Here is a 12,459-nt window from a genome sequence, read left to right on the forward strand (position 1 = left end):
GGATGAGGGATAAATAGAAACCCTTGCTTAAAGGAAGTTCCAAGATTGATGTCTGTTCTAACGCTCTTTCCGACGACTGTAGGGAGTGCGCCCCGAAAAAGATTGCACTAGGGAGAGATGCCTTCACAATGTTTGCCTTTTTCATGGCATTGATACCCGCTATAGTGAATGAGCTTGTTTAAGCGTCCGTCTTTTCAATCTGTGAAATGCCGTCTGACCCAGGCTTTAGCATGAGCCGTGTGCTTCCGTACAAGCTCTTCGAGCAGCTTGGCAACGTCTTGCAGCAAACTGCCCAGACACACGATCCAACGGTTTGGGTGTTTACAGAAGCGACTCTGTTTGGCGATCGCGCAACCCTTGAACGGGCAACACGTTTTATCGCTGTTGTTTCGCAGCCGTTCAGCGGTTTATTACTGGCAGATTCATCACTCCATGCCGAACCGTCGCATTATCAGGTTGAGCTAACGTTTGACCCCGCAGCGATCGCCGCTTTTCTTGCAACACTGATCAGCCAACTTGAGGATGATCCTGTTTCAGTGTGCCGTTTACAGAAAGCAAGTCAGCACCTACAGGTGAACGATCCAGTGGTGCAGAGTGAGTTTACGCTGCGACTGGCAGACGTTTTGGTTGCCCCTCAGACTCAACTTCAGGCTCAGCAGCAGCAACAACACTTGCTCGAACAACACATCACACAGCGCACCCAGGAACTAAAAGAGGCACTGCTGTCTGCTCAAACAGCCAATCGCATCAAAACCGAATTTTTGGCTACGATGAGCCACGAACTGCGAACGCCCCTGACCTGCGTCATCGGCATGGCAGAAACGTTGTTGCGCGTCATGGTGATGAAGCCAGAAAACGCCTTTCCGCTCCAAAAGCAACAGGAATACCTCCAGCTAATTAAGCGTAGCGGCGAACATCTGCTAGCAATGGTGAATGACATTCTAGATATGTCTCAAGTAGAGGCAGGCAAAGTAACGCTGGATGTCAAACTTTTTTCGCTGGCTCAGGTCGCTCATCAAAGTGTACAAATGCTCCAAGAACAGGCGCAGTCTAAAGGCGTTGAGCTATATCTGAAGGCACTTCCGACTGCGACTGGCGATCGAACTGCGGCTACAAACGACTTCTTTATGGCAGATCCACAGCGCGTCAGCCAAATCTTGCTGAATTTACTAAGTAACGCCATCAAATTTACGCCCCAGGGTGGGCAAATCACCTTGCGCTTTGGCATCCAGCATGATACGGCTCTCTTTCAGGTAGAGGATACTGGTATTGGCATTCCAGAGAACCAGCGCCACCTGCTTTTTCAAAAGTTTCAACAACTGGATAATGCCTTGACGCGCACTCATGACGGTGTGGGCTTAGGGTTAGCGCTGACCAAGCAGCTAGTTGAACTGCATCACGGCATCATTGAAGTAGACTCTCACGTTGGCGTAGGGACAACTTTTAGCGTCTGGTTGCCTGCCCAAGCGATCGCCCAACCTACCGAGAAAGGCGAGCACCCACCCAGCTTGCCCGCACCCTTACTGCCCGAAGTAATTACGCCTCTGCCTGCTGGTAAACGTGTTGTACTGATTGAAGACCACGACGAAACCGCAATGCTCATCTGCGATTTGCTTACCGCCGCAAGCTTTCAGGTCGTATGGATGGTTGATGGTGCTACAGCAATGAGGCAAATTAAGCTGCTTAAGCCGCACCTGATTATCGCCAATGTAGAGCTACCTGGTTTGGAGGACGGAGCGATCGCTCAGTTTTTGCACCAATATTCTACCCTCCAAGCTGTCAAAGTCCTGCTGCTGAGCGAAGACACCTCGGAGCGTAGACAAGACACAGCCGCAGATGGTGCTACTCACTACCTGACAAAGCCAGTGCAGCCGTATCAGCTTTTGGAGAAGGTTGCGACCTTGCTGGCGTAGAAGAGTGGAGGCGTGGAAGGGTGATGGAGAGGAAGGGTGAAAGGGTGATGGAGAAAAAGGGAATTGGAGGGGTAGAAGGGGAAGCGCTAACTAAAGGCGTTTATAGTGTGCAGCGACGCTGAATATGCTGCTGCTGACGATCGTATAAGTGGGTTAATTCTCTCTCTGAGTGTGTTGTAGACAATGACGATCGTGCCGCTGCACGGTAATAAGAAGGACGAGCGTAATTCTTACATTTAGAATGCAATCGCTTTGTTTGCCCGTTATACCAGTAGGAGATCGCGATCGCCCTTCCAAGAAAGCTGACCTTTCAACCAATAAACGTTGAGCGTTACGGTCAAGAAAGCGATCGCCCAAGCACTTAAGCAGCGGTATTTGCATAAACAAAAACAGGAACGCGCTTATAGGCAGGTGTGCCCGATCGCGTCTCGATTCTTGCCTTAAAAATCACATTCACTTCCGGGTAGAACATCACTGCCGCACCGGGACGCACAGCCCCATAAATCACTTCCACATTTTCGAGCTTGCCTGCATCACCCTGCACAGTGACTCGCTGATGTGCATCCAGACCTACAGACTCCGCATCAAGGCGATTCATCAAAATACAGTTGCGGTGAGGAATCCCGCGATAGTGGTCACCAATTTTGTAAACCACTGTGTTGTGCTGTGAGTAGCTGCGCCCTGTCATCAGTGCCAGAGTGATACCTGGTGTTGATGCTGGTACGCCAAAGTCTTGTGGCTTTGGTAACGTCAGCGTGGGCAGTGGTGTGACAAACATAGACGCTCTGCCCGACGGGGTGGCAAACTTCGGTTCCGTGAAAAGGCGTCCGTCGATCGTAAACTCTTCGTTTGTGTCATCGATCGCGCCAATTTTCTCGTACCCAGGAATGGTTTGAGCAATCAGTTGCCGCACATACTTGGTGTCCTGAAGTTTGCGCCAATCAACCGGCTCGTTGCCCAGAATACGATGAGCGATCGTGGTGAGAAACTCCACTTCCGAGATCAGATCTGCGTCCTTGAGATGGGTTTTGCCTTCGTCATTCAAGCGCACAAAATTGTTGCCCGATTCCACGGTCGTTTTATGGGGATTCTCAAAGCGATTCAATACGGGAATAACGATCGTGTTCTGTTTTGCCAACCCGTTAAAATGCCCCACATTCGGCTTAGTCGCCACATAGATGACCGTTTCGATATTGCCGATCGCCCGTTTTGCCTCGGTCAAATCAGGGTTTGCGCCGTACAGGTTACCGCCCAGACAGAGTAACGTATCGACTTTGCCAGCATCGGCAGCCTCAATCAGATCGCGAGTGTGATAACCCTGAACCTTACTGAGGGGGCGTCCCAGCAGCGTTTCGAGCGCTTCCTGAATCTCCTTTTTGAGCTTAACAGTGACACCCATCGAGCCAAAGCCCTGCACGTTGGAATGTCCCCGCACGGGCATAGTGCCTGCCCCTTCTTTGCCCGCATTGCCTGTCATAAGAGCCGTGTTAGCGATGCTGACGACATTATCCACGCCGTTTTCGTGCTGGGTGATGCCCATTGCCCAACCGAAAACGACCCGTTCTGAGGTGCCAATGATGGTCGCAGCTGCTGTGATTTCTGGTTGAGAGACACCGCAGATCTCGGTGATGGTATTCCATGTGGTCGATCGCGCCTGCTCTACTACTGCTTCCCATCCGTCGGCATGCGCTTTCAAATAGTCTTCTTTGACTAAGCCTTGCTCAAGCAGAGCTTTTTGAATGCCTGTAAAGAGCGCGACATCGCTACCAGGAATCGGTTGCAGGTAAAGGGACGAAATTTCAGCACCTTGCAACAAACGATCGGGAAAGGCAGGCGAGCCAAATTTCACCAACCCTGTTTCCATCATGGGGTTGATGACGACGATCTTGGCACCACGATCGCGCAGTCGAATCAACTCATTCATCAAGCGAGGATGGTTGTACGCCGCGTTAGAGCCTGCCAAAACCACGCAGTCTGCCTTTTTCAGACTTTCCAGGCTCACCATTGATGTGCTGGTGCCAAAAACCTGCTTTAGCCCAACGGTAGAAGGCGCATGGCAAAGATCAGAACAGTCTGCAAGGTTATTTGAACCCATCGCCCGGATCATTAGTTGCAGCAGATATGCTGCCTCATTGGACGATCGCCCGGAGCTATAAGATGCCACTCGTTCCGGTGGCTTGCGAAAGGCGACTTCGACGATCCCATAAACCTCATCCCAGGAAAGCCGCTCATAGTGCGATTTGCCCGCACGCAAAATGACTGGAAAGCTCCATCGTCCCAGGCGATCGGCTTCCATTGATGTCAGCTGTTGCAGTTCACCAAGGCTGTGCGTCTCAAAAAATTGAGGGGCGATCGCAGGCTTCAGTTCCGACGAAATCGCCTCGACGCTTTTCATGCAGCGCTGGAGCTTTTCACCATCCTCATTGGTAAAACCTCCTTTCTGTCCTCCTGTCCCCCAGGCGCAGGACAAGCAGGCGCTGTTATGCAGCAACGTTTGCCACAGCTTCGGTCCTTCTGGCGATAGGGTATGTTTTGCCCAGTACTGAATGATCGAAGGACCACCGCCGATCGCGGGCGTTTCGTCATTTGTCTCATGAAACGGGGGAAGGGGCGGGATATTCTGTTGCGTCTCTGCATCCATCGGGCTAACCTCTGCGTTGGGAACGATGGCTTCAAGCGGAGCAAATGTTCACTACAGCAGCACCGCGACAAAGCCCTTGCAATAGCAAGTTCCTCGATCGTTACATACATTCCCCTTTAGAGCTGTTTCTCTAGCGACCCTAACGCAACAAAGGCTTGTCAAATGAACCATTAGAGAGAGCTACAAGCGGCTAATGGCTGCTAGTTTCCGCGTCAGTTGCCCTTTGTGTCGTTGCTGGTTGCTCATCAACCGTCGGTAACTGCACGGTAAATGTAGTGTGCCCAGAACCACTATTGACTGAAATTTTGCCACCTAAACAGTCTACCAATTTACTCACTAACGCTAGCCCCAAGCCTGTACCGCCACGTTTCCACGGATCGGCTTGCGGCACTCGATAGAACTTTTCAAAGATGCGGGGCAATTCTGCGGCTGGAATTTCGGCACCCGAGTTATCAACGCTTAACTCAAAATATTGAGCGGTTAAATTGACGGATACTTTGATTGCACCATCAGGTGGCGTGTACTTACAGGCGTTGTTGACTAGCTCTACTACAATGCGTTCTAGGCTGGGCTGATCGGAAATTAGCGCAGGCAACTGGGGTGGTAAGTCCATTTGCAGGCTCTGCTGCTGGGTTTCGGCACGCTGGGAGAATGATTGAAGAATGGGCGGCAGCCAATCGCTGAGATCAATGGCTTCAGGGGTATAGGTTTGAGCACCCGCTTCTAAACGCTGGAGGTCGAGTAGATCGTTAATCAGGTCTGTTTCACGGGCACATTCATTTTGCAAAATTTGCAGGTAGCGATCAGTTGCCTCTTTAGAACGAGAGATTTTGAGCATTTCGATCGCCATTTTGATGTTAGTCATGGGCGATCGCAGTTCGTGCGAGACAGTGCTGAGAAAATCGTCTTTAAGCTGTCCTACTCGTTGGAGTTCTGCTACCTGTTGGTATAACGTGGCTTCTACCTGCTTGCGAGGCGTAATATCTTCTATAACGACGAGAAAACCGTCGGCTCTATCAGGACTGGGACTTTGTAGTTGATAAACCAGCGGCTCTAGCTGTAGTTCAAACCAGCGATCGTCCTGCTGGCATTCTCTCACCTCCCTCACTTTGGTGGCTGTTTGCTGCTTTAGTCGTTGTAAATCAGCTTGCCACTGGTCTTCGCTGATCCAGTTTGGCACCAGATATTCACTTAACTGACTGCCGACCTCAGCCTGCAACCAATCTGCCGCTGCTGGATTGCAGAACCAGATAACACCATCAAAATCAGCCGCTAACAAGCCGATCGATAGGTTACGAGCAATTGCTGCCTGTGTTGATTGAGAGCGGGCAAACAGCTCTGCTAACGCCGTCATGCGGGTGACACTCTGCAACAAACCCGCTTTCTGATAGGGGTGGGCATCTTTGCCTTCAATGGCATCTGGCAAGTGCGTGACAAGATCGGCTCGATGTCTTTGCCAGAGCTGCTGTACCTGTAGTTGCAGGCGAGTCGCTAAGCGCAGGCGATCGTTGAAGCTGATGGCAAGCGTGGTGAGGCTACATAACCCTAGCGGTAGGACAACAGGCACCCAGTAGCCCAGATGGAACAGCCATAAACTAGCGACTCCCCAGCTAAATGACAGTCCTAACGAGATGAGAATTTGGCTCGACTCGCGACGATCGCTCAACAGCAGGCTTAAGCCAGGACCCGCCAAACAGAGAATCAGCAAGGACCAGGTGAATGAAACGGGTTGCAGCGCATTTTGTTGCAGTAAGTTATTGACCACTGCCGCATTGAGGTACACACCAGTGACAGGTGGGTTGCGATCGAAGGGTGTACTCAGTGGGTCAAAACCAACAGCAGTTAAGCCTACCAGGACAATCTTGCGTTGAAACGCCTGTGCCGGTACTCGTCCTTGAATCACATCGTTAAACGAATACTGCTGTAACGATTGGGCACGTCCTGCCCAGTTAATCCATAGTGGTTGCGGGGTAGTTGGCAATGGCACTGAGGCTTGTACCAGTGTGTATGCCTGCGTTGCTGCTAATCCCAACGTCGGTATGTTGTTGTCAAAAAGATTGATTACACGAGTCAGCCCATCAGCATCCGTCCGGCTAAGAATATGTCCAGTGGCGATCGCAGCATTCTGCAAAGCGGGTACTGGTAGCAGAGGTAGCCCAGTGCTGTCCCGTGCTTGAGCCAGCACTACACGGCTCGATCGACTGATTGCTTGAGCAAGTTTGGCATCATCAGGGCTGGATTCAGACCAGATCAAGTCAATCACTACAACGCTTGGTGCAGTCGCTTCTTTTGCCGATAGAGTATTCAGCAGTTTCACATATTGCTGACGTGACCACGGAAACCGACCAAGCTGTTTAATACTGGCATCATCAATGGCTATGAGCACCAGGCGATCGTCCCACGCGCGTCCGCCTCTAAGCTGGAACAAAATGCTATAAGCTAGCTGCTCCAACGGTTGCAAGGCACCAAGAGACAGCAAAGCAGCGAAAACAAAGGCTGTCAAACTACCTGGAAGCAGCCGCCATGCAGCTCTACTGAAGCGCCAGTGCATACGTCTTTGTTCTTCCTAGGGGCGTTGTAACAATTACCTGCATTCTCAGGTAAGACGGCATTGGGCGCAAGTCCGTTTGAAACACGCCTCGGCGATCGATTACTTGGGACACCCCGTCCACTGTAACACTATTGACTGGGTCAACCTGACCACGCAACCGCGCTAGCCGTACCCCTCGCTCGACAATCGTTTTAAAGTTGTAGCGCAAGCTCGTATCATTCGTCAGTTTTACAGGTGTTGAGGGCACTTCTCTCGGCATCGTAAATTTTGCAAGCCCTGTGCCACACCAACGGCTTGATCCTGCGCTGCTGTAACAACACTACCCTCTAGCACTGCTAGCCCTGTCTTGCCATTTGGCTGCACAGCAATGCCAAACTCAGTATCCCGTACTCCACTTAAGCTAACGGGAGTTTGAATCTCCAATTGCGAACCTTTGTTCGTGAAGGGACGCACTTGTAAACGCACATTACCCGTTGGCACTTCTAGACGAGTAATCCGTCCGTTGTCAGTAGCAATATCTAGCTGTCGCACACGCAGAGTTGTTTTCTCCGACATTTCAACAGTGCCAACACCCGTATCCATAAAGAGGGTAGGAGTAGAGTGATTGCCAGAATTAAGACGATCGCCCACCGCTTGCAATCGATCGCCCACTGCTGCTCGTTGCATCCCTCCATGCTCAAAAGTCACATTATTCGTTATCCGTTGCACTTGCAGTCAGCGATCGACCCGCACCTGTAGCAATTGCTGCGCCCCACTTTGCGCTGTAAGACATACCAGCACGGTTGCTCCAAAACCGATGCCCACCAGCATAGCCTGACACTTCATGAATGCCTCTCTAACATATTTCTATAGTGGATTAGTCAGGATGATGTTGCACTGGGATATGAGGTAAGGGCGAGGCACATACTTATGGTTGGCACACTACACGTGCTAAGTGCTCCACACCAGAGAGCAGGACAGCACCATCGTTATTGAGTACATCTCAACCTAAATGTATGCCCGACGATCTAGGGGGCATTGAAAAAGTTTAAGTTAAAGCGCGATCGTACTAACTGGCGCGATCGTCTATGCCAACAAAAACCCCGACTTCTCCAAGAAACCGGGGCTTCGATGTCCTAATTTTCATGCTGGCAATCCGTATCAAAGTCCAGCAGCTTAATAACGTGCTCCTCGTTTGTGCAGCGAAGCAAGCAGTTGGGGGCGAACCTGCCTTGCCCAAAGGTCAAAATCAAACTCATTCGGATTACTGTTGTTGGACTCAACAGCTTTGCTTTGTTGGTTCTCTGCTTTGTTTTTCATACTGTTCCTGATCGCCGCTATCAATACTTTGAACTAAAACTGGATGTCTTGATCTATACCTCAGGGTAGGATATGCCCTGGTCTATGCAGTAAATGCAAGAGGAAAATGCGATTTAAGCATGATTCGTTCAAGCATGACGATTGTGCCTACTGCTATGCTCTGGTGCAGGCAATACTTTCTGTTTGCAAGTAACCTCCCTTTGCTTGACAATACGTTGACAAAGCTTGCCATCAGTCTGCTTACACAGCATTTTGTACCGTTGAGTACAGTCTGTACGATTGAATACAGCATGATTCTAAACGTCTGCAACAGCGACTGTAGTTAAGTTTGTATGAATCTTCGATAAATTTAGGATGCCCAGGCCGCCAACCGCATCAACGTCTGACCAATAAATTTTGTTGCTGAAAGTTTGTTGCCAAAAGTGGCTAGCGCTCCAAGCTTAAGCAGCCAACATTGCAGTTTAGAGCAAGGCAGCGTCAACTCTCAGTTGTAGACATCAACGCTATACGAAATCTAGACGGATGGCTTAAGCGCTTGTTTGATCTGCTCGATCGCCCGTGTTGCCACTTCTTCTGGGGTTTCGGCAACGTCATAGCGAATGTGTACATCGGCTTGAGCGTAGAGCGGTTGCCGTTGCTCCAAGAGTGCTTGAAGCTTGGTGGCTGGGTCAGCATCTTGTAACAACGGGCGGGTGGTATCTGCCTGTAGCCTTGTCTGGAGTTGCTCAACCGGAACATCTAGCCAAACGACAATGCCATGACGGAGATAACCCCAATTCTCGCGCTTCAGTACAATGCCGCCACCAGTGGCGATCGTCAGCCGCGTATAGGCGCATAGTTCGGCTAAAACCTGACTTTCCATCTGGCGAAACGCTTCTTCGCCTGATTGAGCAAAAAGCTCAGCAATCGGCAGCCCCGTCACCTGCTCGACGACTGCGTCAGTATCCATAAAACGGTAGCCTAATTGCGCGGCTAGAAGCTTCCCAACTGTTGTTTTACCTGCCCCCATCATGCCAATGAGGTAAACATTGCTGCCCTTAAGAAAATCGTTCACACGTCAATGCCTATACCATCCTGCTTTTGTCAGAATAGCGCGATGCGATCGTTTCTTGCTCCTCTTTTGTCTGGAATGGAGAGAGTGAGGGGATGGAAGGGTCGAAGGGTGAAGAAGTGGAAGAGTGAAGGGGTGAAAGAGCCAAGAAGTAGAAGGGGGAGCCGCTAGCTATTAAGTGTCAGTTTTTGCCTTTTGCCTTTTGCCCTTTGCCTTCTATCTTCTGCCCCAACAACCAACAACACTCTGTAACCTAGACCCTAGTACCCTACGTTCTTCGCCCCTATGGGACAACTTACTCCTGAACAACGCCGTGTTTTGTATGTGCAAGAGGCTACCCGATCAGGTGTACACAAAGCTATCCTTGCAGCACTCTATCAGGTACAAGCCAAACCTGCCCTTACGGATGGCGAAACTGGCTTGGGCATTGCGCCCGTACATCAAGTTGTGTTGGCGCAAGTTGATACCTTTGCTGCACAGGTGCAGTACGCTGCCAATACAATCCGCAGCCTCATCAATAACCTCACGCTTAACGGCTGGAACAGCGAGGCTTTGTGGAATGTCGAACAGGGGCGCTATACAGATAAATTTGTGCAAGCGATCGCGGCGGGTTACATTGCGCCTGCGAATGAGCCTGAGACAGCACTGCTAGAAGCAAGCGATCCAGGAGACCTTCTGGCGGCATACCTGAATGAACTGTCTCTAGAGGCTCAGGCAATTCGACTGCCATCTACGTTTACGTATCTCGATACGGCGTTGCTTGCCTTTGTAAAGCCTGTGCCCCACTGCTATTTCAGCCTGCCGCATCAACGTCATGCATTGCTGGAGGCAGTGCGCCTCTGGTGCCAGTTAGACACTCGTGCAGCCGCGATCGCCTCACTCAACATGGAGCTAGCAAGCACAGTTGAGACCGCAAGTCTAACGATCGCCGATGTCGCTAAACAGACTGATGCCAGGTTTGATGAAGTTAAGTTGGATGCAGCGTTGTTGCACTTTGTGCCACTCATGCTTGCCCATTATGCAGGGTATCCTCAACAGCGAGAGGCATTGCTGCGCCTAACCCAGCTCTGGCAGCAATTAGAATCACGAGAAGCCGCGATCGCAGCACTAGCACAAACCCTTACCTCTGCGCTCAACCCCAGCAGTATTGATGCGGCATTACTAGCGTTCGTCCAGCGTCTGCCCCAAACCTACGATCGCACAGGCGAGCAGCGGCATGCCTTTGTCGAAGCCTTTCGTCTCTGGCAACAACTTGATAGCCGTAGCGCTGCCCTGATGGCTTTGGGCGTAAACCCCGCTATTTTCACCGCTACTTCACCAAAGCAGACCGATATCACGAACGCTGCTGTTCAGCTTGATCAGGCTCTGCTCAATTTTATCCATTGTCTGCCAGCTAACTATGAAGGTACGGCTGTTCAGCGTGACGCTTTACTGCATTTGACCCAGCTTTGGCGATCGCTCACCACGCCAGAACTAGCCCTTCAGTCCCTCTTCCATGACTTGAAGCAGATGGCAGTTGCACGACGCGACACCCCCGAAGCGCCGCCCGTCCCTTTGCCCCTCATACCATCAGCGGCTTCTCATCGCTGGACGCACGAGACCCTTCAGCTCTATGCAGCCATTATTCCCAACGGCAGTTTTACTTGGGCAGAGGCAACTAGTGGTGGTATGCAAATGCCAACGAATCAAGCAGCCGTAGATGCGATCGTTCGCCTTGCCCAACTCATACAGCAGGTACACGATCGTCTTAATCGCCCTTTACACATAACGACTTGGTATATAGCGAATGCTAACACCAGCAGCGCTAATCTTCCGTTCAGGCAGCACCAGCTTGGTGACGCATTAACCTTTTACTGCGAAGGGCTAACAGGAAATCAACTCTACTGGTTTCTCGATCCCTGGTGGACTGGAGGCTTAGGACGTTATGCTGCTTTTCCTTACCTCTGCTCAGTCGATGCCCAGAGCGATCGCACCCGTTGGCAGCGATAAGATTAATCGTTAAGGTCGATCGTCAAGTAATGCTGTCCAGAATCCGTAATAAACGCTGGCTAGTAGTAGTAATGATTACAAACCGTTATCCCTGTTTACAGCACATCCTTTCCTCTACATTTCTCTGAAATTAGAACAGGCTAGTGATGTGGAATGCGTTATTCAGGGAAAACTATAGTAGAATCCAAGCTTTCAATCCCTCACCGCCATGTCAACCCCCATGCTCTTTGTAGAACCCTGGTTGGCTCAGACACCTAGCAAACCTGTAAAGCTAAAACCTACTATTCCCGCAGAATCTGCTAATGCTCCAGATGCTAGCTCCAATCAGGTATGGATGGCGGCATCTGGTGGGCTGCTATTGCTGCTAATCGTTTTAGGCGTCATGTCTAAACTCGCAACAGATAAGCTCGCCAAGCAAGTCAAGTTTGAAACGTTTAAGAATCGAGAACTTCAGAAAAAGCTGAAGTTTGCGGTCGAAATGATCGGCAAGATGGAGAAGAACCCCGATCTTATCCACTCGCGAGAATTTAACCTCGACTATCTCAGAATGCGGATGGACGAAGAAGTCTTCCATTTCGCTATCCTTAATCAAATTAAGCTTAAAGTTAAGGACAAAATCTCGCTGGCCCTCCGCCCCAGCCAAGCTAATCAGGGCGAAGTCGGTATTGCAAGCACAGGACGGCAAATTGACGAAATCTTTGACGTTGAATACGAGCCAGGCGACCTGCCTAAAGGCACCAAGCGCGTGCTATTCCGCGTTGAGATCAAAATTCTCAAACTGCCGACCCAGCCTACATCAGTGACGATCGGTCAAATCATCGACTGCATGGAAACCTTCCTTAACCCTGCAAGTGAACACGACACCTGGCAGCCCACGATTCAAGGGCGCATTGCCAATATGCGCTGGGATCAAAAAGCCAAACCAACGCCTTTGCTTGTACTTGAACAAACCCAGGAAGGCTCCAACGTTACCTTCAAAACGACCCGTATGGCTCAAAGCTAAAAGAATGAACTA

8 protein-coding genes are annotated in these 12,459 nt (G+C 50.6%); 3 read left to right on the top strand and 5 right to left on the bottom strand.

The features are described 5' to 3' along the window. Positions 1 to 206 precede the first annotated feature (206 nt). Positions 207 to 1,913 carry an ATP-binding protein gene (locus tag H6F76_RS01200; protein ID WP_190505207.1) on the top strand — a complete coding sequence of 569 codons (1,707 nt, stop codon included), beginning with the start codon at positions 207 to 209 and terminating at the stop codon, positions 1,911 to 1,913. Positions 1,914 to 2,274: 361 nt separating this feature from the next. On the opposite strand, the gene H6F76_RS01205 is transcribed toward H6F76_RS01200, so the two are convergent. The 5 genes from H6F76_RS01205 to H6F76_RS01225 all read right to left on the bottom strand — a co-directional run bounded on the left by H6F76_RS01205 (position 2,275) and on the right by H6F76_RS01225 (position 9,458). Continuing rightward, the gene (locus tag H6F76_RS01205; protein ID WP_190505209.1) at positions 2,275 to 4,554 is read right to left on the bottom strand and encodes an FdhF/YdeP family oxidoreductase; all 2,280 of its coding nucleotides are present in this window, start codon (positions 4,552 to 4,554) and stop codon (positions 2,275 to 2,277) included. 190 nt (positions 4,555 to 4,744) lie between these two features. Then, positions 4,745 to 7,105 carry a CHASE2 domain-containing protein gene (locus tag H6F76_RS01210; RefSeq protein ID WP_190505211.1) on the bottom strand — a complete coding sequence of 787 codons (2,361 nt, stop codon included), beginning with the start codon at positions 7,103 to 7,105 and terminating at the stop codon, positions 4,745 to 4,747. Continuing rightward, a complete protein-coding gene (locus H6F76_RS01215) occupies positions 7,086 to 7,352 on the bottom strand; it encodes a hypothetical protein (RefSeq protein ID WP_206754312.1) in 267 nt (88 codons plus the stop codon). Before H6F76_RS01215 ends, H6F76_RS01210 begins: the two co-directional genes overlap by 20 nt. Next, the gene (locus H6F76_RS01220; protein ID WP_190505215.1) at positions 7,334 to 7,771 is read right to left on the bottom strand and encodes a FecR domain-containing protein; all 438 of its coding nucleotides are present in this window, start codon (positions 7,769 to 7,771) and stop codon (positions 7,334 to 7,336) included. Before H6F76_RS01220 ends, H6F76_RS01215 begins: the two co-directional genes overlap by 19 nt. Positions 7,772 to 8,918: 1,147 nt before the next feature. Next, the gene (locus tag H6F76_RS01225; RefSeq protein ID WP_190505217.1) at positions 8,919 to 9,458 is read right to left on the bottom strand and encodes a shikimate kinase; all 540 of its coding nucleotides are present in this window, start codon (positions 9,456 to 9,458) and stop codon (positions 8,919 to 8,921) included. Positions 9,459 to 9,740: 282 nt separating this feature from the next. Here H6F76_RS01225 and H6F76_RS01230 point away from each other — a divergent pair, with 282 nt between their 5' ends. After that, on the top strand, positions 9,741 to 11,444 hold the full coding sequence (locus H6F76_RS01230; protein ID WP_190505219.1) for a peptidase M15A: 1,704 nt from the start codon (positions 9,741 to 9,743) through the stop codon (positions 11,442 to 11,444). Between the two features lie 208 nt (positions 11,445 to 11,652). Further along, complete coding sequence (locus H6F76_RS01235; RefSeq protein ID WP_190446512.1) at positions 11,653 to 12,447, top strand: hypothetical protein; 795 nt, start codon at positions 11,653 to 11,655, stop codon at positions 12,445 to 12,447. Positions 12,448 to 12,459: the final 12 nt, after the last annotated feature.

This window comes from Leptolyngbya sp. FACHB-321 (assembly GCF_014695975.1).
GTDB lineage: Bacteria > Cyanobacteriota > Cyanobacteriia > Leptolyngbyales > Leptolyngbyaceae > Stenomitos.